The 14760-nt window shown below is 59.9% G+C and carries 18 protein-coding genes; 5 read left to right on the top strand and 13 right to left on the bottom strand.

Features of this window, described 5'->3' with window-relative positions; genetic code table 11:
- Positions 1 to 32 precede the first annotated feature (32 nt).
- The 7 genes from purL to purC are packed head-to-tail and all read right to left on the bottom strand — an operon-like array spanning position 33 to position 5319.
- Complete coding sequence (purL, locus tag WA367_RS07930) at positions 33 to 2240, bottom strand: phosphoribosylformylglycinamidine synthase subunit PurL (protein WP_336056251.1); 2208 nt, start codon at positions 2238 to 2240, stop codon at positions 33 to 35.
- A 21-nt stretch (positions 2241 to 2261) separates the two neighbouring features.
- A complete protein-coding gene (locus WA367_RS07935) occupies positions 2262 to 2894 on the bottom strand; it encodes a Pr6Pr family membrane protein (RefSeq protein WP_336056252.1) in 633 nt (210 codons plus the stop codon).
- A gap of 7 nt (positions 2895 to 2901) precedes the next feature.
- A complete protein-coding gene (locus WA367_RS07940; RefSeq protein ID WP_336056253.1) occupies positions 2902 to 3324 on the bottom strand; it encodes a hypothetical protein in 423 nt (140 codons plus the stop codon).
- Positions 3321 to 3989 carry a phosphoribosylformylglycinamidine synthase subunit PurQ gene (gene purQ / locus WA367_RS07945; RefSeq protein ID WP_336056254.1) on the bottom strand — a complete coding sequence of 223 codons (669 nt, stop codon included), beginning with the start codon at positions 3987 to 3989 and terminating at the stop codon, positions 3321 to 3323. Before purQ ends, WA367_RS07940 begins: the two co-directional genes overlap by 4 nt.
- Positions 3986 to 4246, bottom strand: coding sequence for a hypothetical protein (locus tag WA367_RS07950; protein ID WP_336056255.1), 261 nt, complete (start codon positions 4244 to 4246; stop codon positions 3986 to 3988). The genes purQ and WA367_RS07950 overlap by 4 nt, the downstream gene beginning before the upstream one ends.
- A 20-nt stretch (positions 4247 to 4266) precedes the next feature.
- Positions 4267 to 4506 (bottom strand): phosphoribosylformylglycinamidine synthase subunit PurS, encoded by a 240-nt coding sequence (gene purS / locus WA367_RS07955; RefSeq protein WP_336056256.1) that lies wholly within the window; start codon positions 4504 to 4506, stop codon positions 4267 to 4269.
- Positions 4507 to 4527: 21 nt separating this feature from the next.
- On the bottom strand, positions 4528 to 5319 hold the full coding sequence (gene purC / locus WA367_RS07960) for a phosphoribosylaminoimidazolesuccinocarboxamide synthase (protein WP_336056257.1): 792 nt from the start codon (positions 5317 to 5319) through the stop codon (positions 4528 to 4530).
- Positions 5320 to 5588: 269 nt separating this feature from the next.
- Here purC and WA367_RS07965 point away from each other — a divergent pair, with 269 nt between their 5' ends.
- Both WA367_RS07965 and WA367_RS07970 read left to right on the top strand, forming a co-directional pair.
- Positions 5589 to 5906 (top strand): DUF1476 domain-containing protein, encoded by a 318-nt coding sequence (locus WA367_RS07965; RefSeq protein WP_336056258.1) that lies wholly within the window; start codon positions 5589 to 5591, stop codon positions 5904 to 5906.
- A gap of 6 nt (positions 5907 to 5912) precedes the next feature.
- A complete protein-coding gene (locus tag WA367_RS07970) occupies positions 5913 to 6689 on the top strand; it encodes an HpcH/HpaI aldolase family protein (RefSeq protein ID WP_336057069.1) in 777 nt (258 codons plus the stop codon).
- Positions 6690 to 6738: 49 nt separating this feature from the next.
- Here the strand turns inward: WA367_RS07970 and WA367_RS07975 are convergent, their stop codons facing one another.
- Positions 6739 to 7287 carry an RBBP9/YdeN family alpha/beta hydrolase gene (locus WA367_RS07975; protein WP_336056259.1) on the bottom strand — a complete coding sequence of 183 codons (549 nt, stop codon included), beginning with the start codon at positions 7285 to 7287 and terminating at the stop codon, positions 6739 to 6741.
- Positions 7288 to 7487: 200 nt separating this feature from the next.
- Between WA367_RS07975 and WA367_RS07980 the strand changes: the two genes are divergently transcribed.
- Positions 7488 to 8288 (top strand): VOC family protein, encoded by an 801-nt coding sequence (locus WA367_RS07980; RefSeq protein ID WP_336056260.1) that lies wholly within the window; start codon positions 7488 to 7490, stop codon positions 8286 to 8288.
- A gap of 19 nt (positions 8289 to 8307) precedes the next feature.
- Here the strand turns inward: WA367_RS07980 and purB are convergent, their stop codons facing one another.
- The 5 genes from purB to WA367_RS08005 form a co-directional block, all read right to left on the bottom strand.
- Positions 8308 to 9609 carry an adenylosuccinate lyase gene (gene purB / locus WA367_RS07985; RefSeq protein ID WP_336056261.1) on the bottom strand — a complete coding sequence of 434 codons (1302 nt, stop codon included), beginning with the start codon at positions 9607 to 9609 and terminating at the stop codon, positions 8308 to 8310.
- A gap of 5 nt (positions 9610 to 9614) precedes the next feature.
- On the bottom strand, positions 9615 to 10181 hold the full coding sequence (locus tag WA367_RS07990; protein WP_336056262.1) for a hypothetical protein: 567 nt from the start codon (positions 10179 to 10181) through the stop codon (positions 9615 to 9617).
- 18 nt (positions 10182 to 10199) lie between these two features.
- Positions 10200 to 10934: a DUF2259 domain-containing protein gene (locus WA367_RS07995; RefSeq protein ID WP_336056263.1), complete on the bottom strand. Its 735-nt coding sequence runs from the start codon at positions 10932 to 10934 to the stop codon at positions 10200 to 10202.
- Between the two features lie 125 nt (positions 10935 to 11059).
- Positions 11060 to 12079: a P1 family peptidase gene (locus tag WA367_RS08000; protein ID WP_336056264.1), complete on the bottom strand. Its 1020-nt coding sequence runs from the start codon at positions 12077 to 12079 to the stop codon at positions 11060 to 11062.
- 5 nt (positions 12080 to 12084) lie between these two features.
- The gene (locus WA367_RS08005; protein WP_336056265.1) at positions 12085 to 13146 is read right to left on the bottom strand and encodes a branched-chain amino acid ABC transporter substrate-binding protein; all 1062 of its coding nucleotides are present in this window, start codon (positions 13144 to 13146) and stop codon (positions 12085 to 12087) included.
- 156 nt (positions 13147 to 13302) lie between these two features.
- Between WA367_RS08005 and WA367_RS08010 the strand changes: the two genes are divergently transcribed.
- Both WA367_RS08010 and WA367_RS08015 read left to right on the top strand, forming a co-directional pair.
- A complete protein-coding gene (locus tag WA367_RS08010) occupies positions 13303 to 13797 on the top strand; it encodes a flavin reductase (protein WP_336056266.1) in 495 nt (164 codons plus the stop codon).
- A 33-nt stretch (positions 13798 to 13830) separates the two neighbouring features.
- Positions 13831 to 14760 (top strand): AAA family ATPase, encoded by a 930-nt coding sequence (locus WA367_RS08015; protein ID WP_336056267.1) that lies wholly within the window; start codon positions 13831 to 13833, stop codon positions 14758 to 14760.

A 14760-nucleotide genomic window follows, 5' to 3' on the forward strand; every position in this document is an offset into this window, starting at 1 on the left:
GCAGGAGGGTTGGCCAGCAGGGAACAGGCTTGTCAGGCGCCGCCCATGAATTCGGGAAACCACGCCTCATGTGCATTTTTAAGACGCTCGACCGAAACGGCTTCGGCACTGCCCAACGTCAGGCTGTCGCCACCGGTCTTGCCGATAACAATGGCTGAAACACCCGCAGATTTGGCCTCTTCGATGACGGTATCAGCCTTGTCAGCCTTTACCGTCAGCACATAGCGACCCTGATCTTCACCATAGAAGGCTTCGACCGCGCTGCCAGCCGGTTTGTCCACCTGTGCGCCAATGCCGGACGCCATTGCCATTTCGGCCAGTGCGAGCGCAAGCCCGCCGTCGGAGCAGTCGTGGACTGCGGTCACGTCGCCCGAGCGGATCAGCTTGCGCACGAGGTCGCCATTGCGCTTTTCGGCCTCCAGATCGACAGGGGGCGGCGCACCTTCCGCACGGCCCAGAATGTCGCGCAGATAGATGCTCTGGCCGAGATGCGAACCCCAGTTCTCCGGCGCGCCAAGGAGCAGGATGGTGTGGCCTTCGCCCGCAAAGGCGATGCGTCCCATGCGCTGCCAGTCGGGAATAAGCCCTACGCCGCCTATGGTCGGGGTCGGCAGAATGGCTTCACCAAGCGTCTCGTTATAAAGCGAGACATTGCCGGACACGATCGGGAAGGAAAGCGCGCGGCAGGCCTCGCCAACGCCTTGGATGGCGCGCACGAGCTGACCCATGATGTCAGGGCGTTCCGGATTGCCGAAATTCAGATTGTCAGTTGCTGCCAGCGGCTCCGCGCCAGTGGCCGAGATATTCCGCCAGCACTCCGCCACCGCCTGTTTGCCGCCCTCGAAGGGATCAGCTTCGCAATAGCGCGGCGTCACGTCGGAGGAGAAGGCCAGCGCCTTGGTCTCATGGCCTTCCACGCGCACGACACCTGCATCACCACCTGGAATCTGCAGCGAATTACCCTGGATCAGCGTGTCATACTGCTCCCAGACCCAGCGCCGGGACGAAAGATCGGGCGAGCCAACCAGCTTCATCAGCGCTTCAGCGACATCTGCTTCAGGAACCTCGCCAAGTGGCGCAGGTGACGCCGGTACTACCCACGGGCGGTCATATTCCGGTGCCTCGTCACCCAGTTCCTTGATCGGCAGATTGGCAACTTCCTCGCCCTGATGCATCACGCGGAAGCGCAGGTCATCGGTGGTCTTGCCAACCACAGCGAAGTCGAGGCCCCATTTGCGGAAGATCGCCTCGGCCTGATCACGCTTTTCGGGCCGCAGAACCATGAGCATGCGCTCCTGGCTTTCAGACAGCATCATCTCATAGGCGCTCATGCGCTCCTCGCGCACCGGCACCTGGTCAAGATCAAGCTCGATACCCAAATCGCCCTTCGCACCCATTTCGACCGCAGAACAGGTCAGACCTGCAGCACCCATGTCCTGAATGGCGATGACAGCACCCGTCTCCATCAGCTCAAGGCATGCTTCAAGCAGACACTTCTCGGTGAAAGGATCGCCCACCTGAACGGTGGGGCGCTTTTCGTCAATATCGGCATCGAACTCGGCGGAAGCCATGGTGGCACCGCCCACGCCGTCACGGCCGGTCTTGGCGCCGAGATAGACCACCGGCAGGCCCACACCTTCGGCCTTGGAATAGAAGATCGCGTCGGTGCGCGCGAGACCGGCTGCAAACGCATTTACGAGACAGTTGCCATTGTAGCGCTTGTCGAAATTCACTTCGCCGCCAACGGTCGGCACACCGAAGGAGTTGCCGTAGCCGCCAACGCCAGCCACCACGCCCGAAACGATGTGGCGCGTTTTGGGATGATCGGGCTCGCCAAAGCGCAGCGCGTTCATCGCCGCGATCGGTCGTGCGCCCATGGTGAAAACGTCACGCAGAATGCCGCCAACACCGGTCGCAGCACCCTGATAGGGCTCGATATAGGAGGGATGGTTGTGGCTCTCCATCTTGAAGACCACGCATTGACCATCGCCGATATCCACAATGCCGGCATTCTCGCCCGGCCCCTGGATGACCTTCTCACCGTCCGTCGGCAGCGTGCGCAGCCACTTCTTCGAGCTCTTGTAGGAGCAATGCTCGTTCCACATGGCCGAGAAGATGCCAAGCTCGGTAAAACTCGGCTCCCGCCCGATCAGGTCAAGGATGCGCTGATACTCGTCGGGCTTGAGCCCGTGCGCGGCGATCAGCTCGTCAGTGATGGGAACGGAATTTGGTATGGACATGATCTCAGAACTCTACGGGCTTCAGGCATTGACAACGGCGCGGCGGCGCCGGCGTCCAACGAAATAATCATAGGCGAGGAAGACAATCCCAACCGCGATGAAGAGAAGGGCGATTGCTCCAATGGCAATGAGCACACGCGGAAGGCCGATGACCGCCATATCAAGGAAGGGGTAGGGCACTTCTCCAGCGATAGGCGCGCGTGCAAGCGCATAGGCGGAGTACCCGACAGGCCAGACCAGCCACCAGAAAAGATGACGCCAGCCAAGGCTTCCTTCCGCCATCATCAGCCACCACACCACGTAAAGAGCTGGCGTCACATAGTGCAGGAGCATGTCGCAGACATAGAACAACCCTTCCGGCTGCCAGAGATCGGCGAGCAGGACGTGATAGACGATGCCCACCACCGCAATTGCCACGCCAGTGCCGGCACGCCAGGAAGGTCTTCGCATGACCACGGGTCGTCCGGTGAGGGCGCTCACATGCACAAGGACAACGAGAATATTGGTCAGGATCGTGAAGAAGGAGAAGAAATAGACGATCGAGCCGACAAGGCTGCGGCCCGCCTCCAGTGAGGCAGGAACGGTTATCGAAAATTGGAGCACCAGCGCGACAATGCCGATCACCGCGCCCCCAATATTCAGCAATCGTGTCATGGCACCCTCAGGCCTTGCAGTCTTTCGCACCAGCGGACCAGCGCATGATATCTGCATTGATCTGCGCACCGGCACCCGTAGATGCGAGCGGACCATAGGTTTCGATTTTCACCGGACTGCCCGCTGCTTCGATGACGAGTTGTGGCAGACCCTGCATGCTCTTTCTTGAAAGGACAAGCAGGCGCGGGCGCCCCACGCGTGTGTCGAGCTCCGGCATCAGCCGCAGCTCGGCGAAATCGCGTCCACCGGATTTGATCCAGCAGCGCTGGCCGTTCTCGTTGATGAGCTGAAGCGTCTTGACCGGGTCATTGGCCTCAACCGTCAGCGCCAGCGGCCCGCCGACAGGTTCGCTGTTGCAGCCGGGCAGGAGTGCGGCGGTGATCGCAAGAAGCGCCACCGCAAGCAAGGGCTGGTGGCGGGCAGGCTTCACGCGGCGCGCTCCAGAACACCTGCAAAGATGCCTCGCCCGTCGTCCCCGCCATGGGCAGCTTCGATCAGGTTCTCCGGATGCGGCATGAGACCGAGCACATTGCCTGCGTCATTGATGATGCCCGCAATGTCGTTGATGGAGCCGTTCGGATTGGTGCCCTCGGCATAACGGAAGACAACCTGACCTTCCCCCTCGATGCGCTTCAGCGTTTCGCCATCCGCCTGGAAATTGCCGTCATGATGGGCAACCGGGCAGCGAATGATCTGGCCCTGGGAATAGGTAGAGGTGAAAGCGGTGGAGGCGTTTGCCACCTCAAGCTTCACTTCGCGGCAGACAAATTTCAGCGACGCATTGCGCATCAGCGCACCGGGCAAAAGCCCTGCCTCAAGCAGGATCTGGAAACCGTTGCAGACGCCGATCACCTTCACACCCCTGGCTGCCTTTTCCGCAACCGCGCGCATGACCGGCATGCGTGCTGCAATCGCACCACAACGCAGATAGTCGCCATAGGAAAAGCCGCCGGGAATGGCGATCAGATCGACATCGGGGATTTCCGTCTCGGTTTGCCAGACCACCGTCGGTGCCTTGCCGGAAATCTTCGTCAGCGCCGCGATCATGTCGCGGTCGCGGTTGAGGCCGGGGAGTTGAATGATGGCTGATTTCATGGCGACGGTTCGTATGGCTCCTGAGGGCGATCTGCCAGTTCTTGCAGTTCGAGGCGACGCTCGATCTTGTCGAGCCGACCATCCTGGCGCGAAAGCATTCCGTATATGTTCGACGTGTCCTGGTTGATGGAGATGAGCTGGCCGCGGATGGAGATCAGCTCCTGTCTCACCTCATTCTGCCCGTCCCCCAGATTGCGGATTTCCTGCTGAACCTGCTTCAGAACTTCATAAACAAGCTCGGTGCTTACATCCGCCATCTGAGTATCCTTCCACAACCTCAGGTTATGTCGATACTATAGTCTTCGATCACCGTATTCGCCAGAAGCTTCTCGCACATGGCTTTCAGCTCGCTCTCGGCTGCAGCCTTGTCGGAAGTGGCCAGTTCGACGTCGAAAACCTTGCCCTGGCGCACGCTGTTTACGCTATCAAAGCCGAGCCCCCCAAGGGCTGACTGGATGGCTTTCCCCTGCGGGTCCAGCACGCCGTTCTTGAGGGTGACAGTTACGCGGGCTTTCATCTGAACGGCGCTCTCTTCGTATTAGTGGCGGGTTTCGTCGTCGGGCTTCGAGGATACGAGCACGGGGCCGGAGGGCTTCGCGGGCTCGTTCTCGTTCATGATGCCGAGGCGGCGGGCAACTTCCTGATAGGCTTCGACCAGACCGCCGAGATCGCGGCGGAAGACATCCTTGTCGAGCTTGTCCTTGGAAGCGACATCCCACAGGCGGCAGGAGTCGGGCGAGATTTCGTCGGCCACGACAATGCGCATCGTGTCACCTTCAAACAGGCGGCCGCATTCGATCTTGAAATCGACAAGCTGGATGCCGACGCCGAGGAACAGGCCGGAGAGGAAGTCGTTGACGCGGATGGCAAGCGCCATCATGTCATCGATCTCCTGGGGGCTTGCCCAGCCGAAGGCCGTGATGTGCTCTTCGGAGACCATCGGGTCGTCCAGCGCATCGGCCTTGTAGTAGAATTCGATGATGGAGCGGGGCAGGACGGTGCCTTCCTCGATGCCAAGCCGCTTTGCGAGCGATCCGGCTGCCACATTGCGCACGACGATCTCGAGCGGAATGATCTCCACTTCCTTGATCAGCTGCTCGCGCATATTGAGGCGGCGGATGAAATGGGTCGGGATGCCGATGCGGTTCAGATGCTCGAAAATATACTCCGAGATCCGATTGTTGAGTACACCCTTGCCGTCGACGATCTCGTGTTTCTTCTTGTTGAAGGCAGTCGCGTCGTCTTTGAAAAACTGGATGAGCGTACCCGGCTCTGGCCCTTCATAAAGAATTTTGGCCTTGCCTTCATAGATGCGGCGGCGACGGTTCATGAGCTTCTCTGGTCTAAAGGGCGCCGGTTCGAGCGTGATGCTGAACATGCCGGCGCGGCTGAAAGAAAGGCCCCAGTGGCTTCAACGGGGTCTCTAGCGCAACTGGAGCGGTTTCTCAATCCGCATTTCCCAAAGTCAACTGGAAATAACCCGCGGTGCCAAACCGGCCCATAATGACCTTGATCAGCCTGTCACTTAGGCAGAATATTCCAACAGTGGTGGGATTCTGCCGGGGAGTACGCGGCAGACCAACAAGAAGGATAAAGGCTATGGGCAGCATGGAAGAGCGCGAACGGGCATTTGAAAACAAGTATGTACGCGACGAGGAGACCAAGTTCCGCGCCATGGCTCGGCGCAACAAGCTTCTGGGGCTTTGGGTGGCCGAGAAAATCGGCAAGAAGGACGAAGACGCGGAAGCCTATGCGCGCGACGTCGTGAAAGCCGATTTCGAGGAGGCTGGCGACGAGGATGTTTTCCGCAAGGTGCGTGCTGACCTCGACGCGGCAGGCGTCAGCCTTTCTGATGCGGATCTGCGTGCCGAGATGGTCCGACTGCTCGAAGTAGCAATTGATCAGGTGAAGAGCTGACGCATGATTTTGCCTACACTTGCGCAGCGTCTTCGTTCCGGCAACACGGTACTGTCATCCTGGTCCTGCATCCCCGAATCTTTGACCGTCGAGGCGATTTCCAGGCTCGGTTTCGAGGCAATAACGCTCGATATGCAGCATGGCGGTCATAGCGACGACAGTGTCATCCGTTCCCTGGGTGCCATTGATCGCAAGGTCTGCCATCCCGTGGTGCGCATCCCCGTCGGACGGTTCGACATGGCAAGCCGCGCGCTTGATTTCGGTGCCGAAGCCGTCATCGCTCCGATGATCAACGGCGTAGCAGATGCCCGTGCCTTCGCGACGGCAATGAAATATCCCCCGCTTGGGCAGCGCTCATGGGGGCCGGTCTTCGCCATGCCGCGCTCTGGCGCAAGCAATGGTCAGGAATGGCTGGAGCAGCAGAACCACGAAACCATTGCCTATGCGATGATCGAGACACGCGAAGCCTTTGAGGCTGTCGACGAGATCCTCGCGGTGGAAGGAATCGACGGCGTTTTCGTCGGTCCTGCCGATTTCTCGATCGCCTGGAGCTCCGGACGAAAGCTCGATCCTTCACTGGACGACATGATGGAGGCAATCGAACAGATCGCCACCAAGGCGATCAACGCGGGCAAATTTGCAGCGCTTTATTGTCCCGATCCGCGTGAAGTGGGCAAGTACCACCGGATGGGCTACCGGTTCTTCGCGCTCGGCAGCGATTTTGGCTATCTGGCCAAGGGGGCGGAAAGCTTCATCGCTACAGCCCGTGGCAGCATCCGCTAGCCCAGTGCACGCCTCTCCCGTAAGGCGGGGGAGGCGCTTTTCGCATCTGTCACAGATGGGCCAGGAATTTGGCGAATGTCATCGAGCCTTCAGGCCATGGGCCAAAGCCGGATTCGGTATTGATGTGGCCAGCTTCACCGGCATCCATCAACAATGCACCCCAGGCTGATGCAATGTCTTCTGCAGCTTCGTAGCTGGAGAAATGATCATTGCGGCTGGCAATGACGATCGTCGGGAAAGGAAGCTTCTCGCGCGGATAGGGGCCAAACGTCATCAGATGCTTCGGGCGAATCTTGGGGTTGGCCACATCCGGCGGCGCCACGAAGAAAGCGCCGGCCACAGGCTTCTTGAACAGGGGGAGCGCCTGAACGGCTGTCGCCACTCCAAGGGAATGAGCAACGAGAACGACAGGCTTCTCCGCCTCGTTCACGGCTTCTGCAACCGTGTTCACCCAATCATCGCGCACCGGTTTTGACCATTCGGCCTGTTCCACGCGCCGAGCTGTCTCAATGCGTTTTTCCCACCGGCTCTGCCAGTGATCGGGGCCGGAATTGGTATAACCGGGGATGATGAGAATATCTGCGTCCTTGGCTTTCATGGCGCCGCATTTAGCCAGTGCATCCCTTCCATGCAACCCATTTGCTCCAGGCCGGTGCCGCGATCGGTGAACAGCCTGTCTTCGCTTTGGGCAATTGTCTCGACGCCGAACGCTCAGCATCTTTGCAGGGAACCCACAGCTTGAATCGAGACGCGAAGAACTGGAATCGATTTGTCCGCTCTGCGCCCCAGGAGATTGAAATGACTCGCAAATCCTTCGCCGCCACAACGCCGTTGCATATAGGGGAAGTCGGCTTGAACGCCCGTGACGCGAACGCGCTGGCGGAGTTCTACAAGCGCCTTCTCGACCTCACAGAGATCGATACGCAATCAGACGAAATCAGGCTTGGCGTAGGAGAGAAGACGCTCCTGACACTCAAATCCACGCCCGACGCAGTGCCCGATGACACGCGCGAGGCTGGCCTCTTTCATACCGCCTTCCTCCTGCCAGAACGCCAGGATCTTGCGCGATGGCTCAAATACGCTGCATCGCAGGGGCTGCGCCTTGAAGGCGCGTCGGATCATCTGGTCAGCGAGGCCGTCTATCTGTCCGATCCGGAAGGAAACGGCATCGAGATCTATGTGGATCGCGACGCGGATGAATGGCCGTGGGAAGGCGACCAGATTGCCATGAAGACCTTGCCGCTCGATGTGGACGGGCTTCTGGAAACCCTGCCTGCCGACGATGCCGGCTGGTCAGGCTCGCCCGAGGGCACGGTGATCGGCCATGTCCATCTGCGCGTCGGCGATCCGGCTCAGGCTGGTCGGTGGTGGAACGAGGTCGTGGGACTGGAGACGATGGCGCGCTATGGCAGCCAAGCTGAGTTTCTGGCCTCTGGCGGCTATCATCATCACGTAGGCGTTAACAGCTGGCGAAGCGCTGGCGCGGGCCCGCGCGATCACAACCGCGCGGGGTTATCCTATGTGCTGTTCACGGGCGAGGGGGCCGGTGAGGCCCGCTCCCTTCAAGACCCATGGGGCACGGAGATCAGGTTCGCCTGATCTCCGCCCGATCCGATCTTCAGCCGAAAACCCGGTTGAAGATCGTGTCTACATGCTTGGTGTGGTAGCCAAGGTCGAACTTCTCGCGGATCTGCTCCTCGGAAAGTGCAGCACGCACATCCTTGTCGCCGAGCAGTTCCTCAAGGAAATCCGCGCCCTGTTCCCACACCTTCATCGCATTGCGCTGAACGAGCTTGTAGGAATCCTCGCGGCTCACACCCGCCTGCGTGAGTGCGAGAAGCACGCGCTGGGAGTGGACAAGGCCACGGAACTTGTTGAGGTTCTTCTCCATGGTTTCGGGGTAAACCACGAGCTTTTCCATCATGCCGGTCAGGCGCTGCAGCGCGAAGTCCAACGTGACGGTCGCGTCAGGACCGATCATGCGCTCGACCGAAGAGTGCGAGATGTCCCGCTCGTGCCACAGCGCCACATTTTCAAGCGCGGGCGTTACGTAAGCGCGCACCATGCGGGCAAGGCCGGTCAGGTTTTCCGACAGCACCGGATTGCGCTTGTGCGGCATGGCGGATGAGCCTTTCTGGCCCGGAGAGAAATATTCCTCCGCTTCCAGAACTTCCGTACGCTGCAGGTGGCGCACTTCGGTGGCCAGGCGCTCGATGGAAGAGGCGATAACGCCAAGCGTCGCAAAATACATGGCATGGCGGTCACGCGGGATAACCTGCGTGGAAACCGGCTCGGGCTTCAGGCCAAGCTTTTCGGCCACATGCGCCTCAACGCTCGGGTCGATATTGGCAAAGGTGCCGACCGCACCGGAAATTGCGCAGGTCGCGATTTCCTCGCGCGCATTGACAAGACGCTCGCGGCAGCGCTCGAATTCTGCATAGGCCTGTGCCAGCTTTACGCCGAAGGTGGTCGGCTCGGCATGGATGCCATGGCTGCGGCCAATGGTGATCGTGTCCTTGTGCTCATAGGCACGCTTCTTGAGCGCCTCGAGAAGACGGTCGAGATCATCCAACAGGATATCCGTAGCCTTGACGAGCTGCACGTTGAAGCAGGTGTCGAGCACATCCGATGAGGTCATGCCCTGATGCACGAACCGTGCCTCGGGGCCGACGATCTCCGCCAAATGTGTCAGGAACGCGATGACATCATGCTTCGTCTCACGCTCGATCTCGTCGATGCGCTCGATGTCGAACTCTGCCTCGCCAGCCTTGTCCCAGATGGTCTTGGCCGCTTCCTTGGGCACGATGCCAAGCTCGGCCATGGCGTCGGCTGCATGCGCCTCGATCTCGAACCAGATGCGGAACTTGGATTCCGGCGACCAGATGGCCGCCATCTCGGGGCGCGAATAGCGAGGGATCATGTCGTTTAGCCTGCCTTAGGGGAAATGTTGCGCTGTCTCGTAGCAGAGGAGGCAGGTTGGCTCAATGTGAAGGAGCGCGCAAACCACAGGCTGAACAGGAAGAGGCCGACAAACCCAAGGGGAAAATACAATCTGAGACCCACGGTCGCGAATTGGTAAAGCGCGCTGGCGGTCGTGAATGCAAGCTGCAGAAACCACACATAGCTGAATGTTTCCGCATGCCAGGCGGCATAATAGCTGCGATAGACCAGCGCGAAGATCATGCCGGTTGCGCCAATTGTCATGATTGTCAGGCTGACAAAAAAGGCTGCGAAGGCTTGTGTCTTCAAGCGGTGGTAACGCGTAACGAGATATGCGGCGATGAACGCAGCCGGCAGTGCCAGAAGACCGCCAGCAGCGAATATGCCAACCACGACCAGCCGCAAGCTTTCGGTTTGCCAGTGAAGAAGGCCGCTCCAGGCAGCCGTGGCGCAAACCGCCGACCAGAGGATTGCGGCCGGAAGGATCGACCCGACCCGAAGATCCAGATTGGAGCGGCCTGCCGCTCTTGTCGCCTGTGGGGCGTCAGTCATGACAGGCCGCACCTCAAGTCACATCGTGCCGGTGACCGCCATGTAGCGGTAGTCAGGCCCTTCAAAGCCCAGTTTGCGAATGGCAATCATCACCGAATAGACCGGCTGCGCTCCGTCCGGCGAAAACAGCCTTACGCCGTGCAGACGGTAGCCGAGAGGACACCCTCGGCTTTTCGGCACCGTTTTGTCTTCATGGATGAGTGCGGTTTCCTCGCCCGGCTTTTGCGCGACCTGCAGCAGCCGGAAGCCCTTTGCTTCGCCCAATCCGTGGCATGATCCGTTGTCCATCGGCAGCTCCTCCAGGCGGAACTCCAGTGCTTCTGCGCCAGACAATGTGTAGGAATTGGGCAGAACCAGCATCCGGTGCGGATCGGCAGACAATTCAGTAATCATGTTGCTGCCGGCAATGAAGCCTGGATTCTCAGCAAGCGCGTCATCTTCGATGATCGTTTCGCCAAGGGCCTTTACCTTTGCGCGCACGTCTTCGACGCTGGCCCCATCTTCCTGAAGCATGGCCCGGAAGGGTGTCTCCGGCAGATAGCTGTCGCTATGCGTGTCGATGTAATACCGGTTGGCATAGGGAAAGCCGGAGCCGTCCTGAACGCCATATTCCTCGAAGGCAAAGATCTTGCCGTCCGGGCTGAAGCCCAGAACTTCGAGCGTTGCCGTGTCACCTGCGCGAGCAGCGCCGGTGGAATAGGTAGCAATAATCAATGCAGCCGCGAGGGCTGCCAAAATGCGGTTGAAAAACATGAAACAGTTCCTTTTCCCGCCCCACAGGATACCGTCAGTTCTCATAAGGTAAACAATGGTTAAATTGTGTTACCCGGCGTCAACTGGCTGGCCCAAATGGTCGCAGGCGAGCCGGAAATCTGCAATCATGCGCCGTGCCTTTGGTGCCAGCTGGGCATGATATCACCCTTTTCGTGCTGCGCGTCATAAACGCCGCGCGCGATAGCGCGAGCCATGGTGGCACCGGCGGCTGCGTAAAGTTCGATCGCTTCGGCAAGATCGGGCTTTCGACCCGTGGAACCGGTCGCAAGCGCAAAGACAAGATCGCCATCGAGCGGCGTGTGCGCGGGCCACAATGCGCGCGCAAAACCGTCATGGGCGGCAATCGCCAGTCGCTTCGCCTCCGCCTTCGTCAGGGCCGCATCGGTGGCAATAACCGCGATCGTCGTGTTCGAGCCGGCTTCGGGGGCTTTGCCGTCCATGGAGAATTTCGTGATGGGCCTTTGTGCATCTGCAGGGAAGGGGGATGGCATGCCGAGCCCACCGAACTCCCCATCCAGTTCGAAAGGGGCGGCCCAGAAATGGCGCGACGAGCCAATCGTGGCACTGCCAAGCGCGTTTACCGCGACCAGCGCACCAAGCGTGAAACCGCTTGAAAGCCTTGTTGATGCTGACCCAAGCCCGCCTTTCAGCCCCGCAGTTGTTGCACCTTTGCCGGCTCCCGCAGAGCCTGTCTCGAAATCCACGGCGGCATTCTGCGCGGCCTCGAAACCAAGCTCGCGATAGGGCGAAAAGCGACCCCAGTCCTTCGCTCCGCCATTGGCAAGATCAAACAGGATTGCGCCGGGCACGATTGGCACGCGTTGGCCTGCCACTTCGAAGCCGCGCCCCTGTTCGCGCAGATAGGCCTGCACCCCGCTGGCCGCATCCAGACCGAAGGCCGAGCCGCCCGAAAGCACCAGCCCGTCCACCGTCTCAACCAGATTGTGCGGCTCCAGAAGATCCGTCTCGCGCGTGCCGGGCGCTCCCCCCAGAACCTGCACGGCAGCCACAGCGGGCGTGTCGCAGATAATGGCAGTGTTGCCGGATTTCAGGCGATCATCGTCGGCGTTACCAACCTTCAGCCCTGCAATGTCGGTGATGCTGTTTTTTGTCCCCGCCCGCATCGTGCCTACTCGATCTCCTGAAAAGCCAGCCCGTCATACCGGTAGAGCCGGTAAAGCTGCTGTTTGCGGTCGCCCTTCTCGTCAAAGGAGACGATGCCGATGGCGGTGTTAAAGGAATGGCGCTTGAGCACTTCTGCAATATTGCCGCCTTCATCTTGCGCACGTCGATGAGCAGAGATCAGTATTTCGGCTGCTGCATAGCCCGGCAGCACATAACCTGCGGGCTCAACAGTCTCTTCATCAAGGGCAGCCAGCGCTTGTTCGCTCGCCAAATCTTCCCAAAGAGGCGGTGCGACCATCAAAACGCCTTCGGCCAGCGGGACCCCACCGCTTTCGGCCCGCAGGGCTTCACCACCGGCTATCGTCAGCGACATGCCGAGTTCTGCTGCATCGCGGGCGATAATGGCGATGTCGGTGCGATCCCCGCCGACCATTACATGGCTTGCGCCGGCACGCCTCAGCCGCCCGACAAGGCCGATCTGGTTTTCAAGTTGCGGGCGGTAGGTATCGACATAAACCGGTTCCAGCTCTGCCTCTTCGGCACTTGCACGAAAGGTCTCGGCCAGTTCGCGGCCATAGATGGTGCCGTCATCCACAATGGCGAAAAATGCCTCACGCCACCGCTCGGTCAGAATATCGGCAAGAGCGGCGCGCTCCTCATCCGCGCGCGGTCCGATGCGATAAACCTCGAAACCGCTGCGCTGGCGCTGATCCGTCAGACCTGTCGAGCGAATTGGCGTCACGACTGGAATGCCAGCCTCGGCAAGAAGGGGAAGAGCAGCCATTGCAACCGGTGTGCACAGAAATCCGGCCACGGCATCCACTTCTGCCTCCACCATGCGAGCCGCCAATGCTGGCGCTTCATCCTCATCGCATCTGGTATCGAATATTTCGAAGGTCACCGTGGTGCCGCCATTTTGGGCGGCCACACGCGCACCATCGGCCCATTGCTCGCCCAACATCTGGAAGCTTCCCGATAGCGGAGCTGCAATGCCCAGGCGTAATTCCTGTGCGACAGCAGGCAGGCAAAGCAGTGTCAGGCTGAAAATAAGAGCCGCTATTCGCATATCTTCCGGTCATGCTCGGGTGGAAAAGATGGCAATCTGTAAACGCACTCACTGGTAAAGGCTGGCTGCCCCGCGTGCAACACGCTATTGCGCGCATAAGCCCCGTGCCTTGTACCGCAGGGCCGAAGACCTATATCGCTGTTGCGAGGATGAGCAGTGCTGAAAACAAACGACGTAGGACCCCAGCTTTACCGAGACGCCATGGCGCAGTTCGCCGGGGCGGTTCATGTCATCACCACTGATGGCAAGGCGGGGCGACGCGGCGTTACCATCATCGCGGCCTGCTCCGTATCGGACAGTCCGCCCACGATCCTCGCCTGCCTCAACCGCGAAAATCCCCAGAACGATGCGTTTCTGGAAAACGGTGTTTTCGCGCTCAATACGCTTGGTGCGCAGCACGAACAGCTTTCCAATACCTTCGCCGGTTTCGACGGAAAGTCGCAAGACGAGCGCTTCGCACAGGCCGAGTGGGATGTGCTTTCAAGCGGTGCGCCAACCTTGAAGAACGCACTGGCCGTTTTCGATTGCCGCCTGGTGGAATCCAGGGACATGGCTACGCACCGGATCTATTTCGGTGAGGTGACAGGCTTGCGCATCGGCGATAACGTGAAGCCGCTTCTTTACCACAATCGCGGCTACAAGGTGCTCTGAAGCTCCCCTCTGGCCGCCAGAACCGGAGCAGAAATGCCAGAGCTGACGCCACGCCCGCTTCCTCGCTCCATTGATGAAACACTCTCGCTTCTGACGGCAGGCGACTATGTAGCCGACCGTGCGCTCGCCACCGTACTCTATCTCAGCCTGACCATGCAGCGCCCGCTGTTTCTGGAGGGAGAGGCTGGCGTGGGCAAGACCGAGATCGCCAAGGTGCTGAGCAAGGCGCTCGGTCGCCGTCTCATCCGTCTGCAGTGCTACGAAGGGCTGGATGTCTCCTCCGCGGTCTATGAGTGGAACTACGCCGCGCAGATGATAGAGATCCGTATGGAAGAGGCGGCAGGCGGCGCGGATCGGCAGGCGATGGAGCGCAATGTCTTCTCCGAGCGCCACCTGATCCGCAGGCCGGTGCTGGAAGCCATATCGGGCGAGGCTGGCGCTGCACCCGTATTTTTAATCGATGAACTCGATCGTACGGACGAGGCTTTCGAAGCTTTCCTGCTGGAGGTTCTCTCCGACTATCAGGTCACCATTCCCGAGCTTGGAACGGTGAAGGCGGCAGAGCCGCCCATCGTCATCATAACCACGAACCGCACCCGCGAAATCCATGACGCGCTGAAGCGCCGCTGCCTCTATCATTGGGTGGACTATCCCGAGGCCGGGCGTGAGTTGGAAATCGTAAGCCGCAAGGTACCGGATGCAAATGCGCGGCTTTCAAGGGAAGTCGTGGCCTATGTTCAGCGCCTGCGCCAGATGGACCTGTTCAAGGTGCCCGGTGTGGCAGAATCGATCGATTGGGCGACCGCTCTGACCGAGCTTGATCGGCTCGCCCTCGACCCGCAGACCATTTCCGACACGCTGGGCGTGCTCCTGAAATATCAGGATGACATCGCGCGACTGGGCGAGGGGGAAAGCGCACGTCTTCTGGAGGAAGTGCGTTCGGAACTCGCCACGGCGGACTGA

The sequence above is a fragment of the Nitratireductor sp. CH_MIT9313-5 genome, from assembly GCF_037029545.1.
GTDB lineage: Bacteria > Pseudomonadota > Alphaproteobacteria > Rhizobiales > Rhizobiaceae > Chelativorans.

Bases quoted from the DNA above. Each gene is read 5' to 3' on its own strand.
- purL (WP_336056251.1), bottom strand. From the start codon at position 2,240: ATGTCCATACCAAATTCCGTTCCCATCACTGACGAGCTGATCGCCGCG.
- WA367_RS07950 (WP_336056255.1), bottom strand. From the start codon at position 4,246: ATGGCGGATGTAAGCACCGAGCTTGTTTATGAAGTTCTGAAGCAGGTT.
- purQ (WP_336056254.1), bottom strand. From the start codon at position 3,989: ATGAAATCAGCCATCATTCAACTCCCCGGCCTCAACCGCGACCGCGAC.
- WA367_RS07975 (WP_336056259.1), bottom strand. From the start codon at position 7,287: ATGAAAGCCAAGGACGCAGATATTCTCATCATCCCCGGTTATACCAAT.
- WA367_RS07935 (WP_336056252.1), bottom strand. From the start codon at position 2,894: ATGACACGATTGCTGAATATTGGGGGCGCGGTGATCGGCATTGTCGCG.
- purB (WP_336056261.1), bottom strand. From the start codon at position 9,609: ATGATCCCTCGCTATTCGCGCCCCGAGATGGCGGCCATCTGGTCGCCG.
- WA367_RS07980 (WP_336056260.1), top strand. From the start codon at position 7,488: ATGACTCGCAAATCCTTCGCCGCCACAACGCCGTTGCATATAGGGGAA.
- WA367_RS07965 (WP_336056258.1), top strand. From the start codon at position 5,589: ATGGGCAGCATGGAAGAGCGCGAACGGGCATTTGAAAACAAGTATGTA.
- purC (WP_336056257.1), bottom strand. From the start codon at position 5,319: ATGAACCGTCGCCGCCGCATCTATGAAGGCAAGGCCAAAATTCTTTAT.
- WA367_RS07990 (WP_336056262.1), bottom strand. From the start codon at position 10,181: ATGACTGACGCCCCACAGGCGACAAGAGCGGCAGGCCGCTCCAATCTG.
- WA367_RS08000 (WP_336056264.1), bottom strand. From the start codon at position 12,079: ATGCGGGCGGGGACAAAAAACAGCATCACCGACATTGCAGGGCTGAAG.
- WA367_RS08005 (WP_336056265.1), bottom strand. From the start codon at position 13,146: ATGCGAATAGCGGCTCTTATTTTCAGCCTGACACTGCTTTGCCTGCCT.
- purS (WP_336056256.1), bottom strand. From the start codon at position 4,506: ATGAAAGCCCGCGTAACTGTCACCCTCAAGAACGGCGTGCTGGACCCG.
- WA367_RS07995 (WP_336056263.1), bottom strand. From the start codon at position 10,934: ATGTTTTTCAACCGCATTTTGGCAGCCCTCGCGGCTGCATTGATTATT.
- WA367_RS08015 (WP_336056267.1), top strand. From the start codon at position 13,831: ATGCCAGAGCTGACGCCACGCCCGCTTCCTCGCTCCATTGATGAAACA.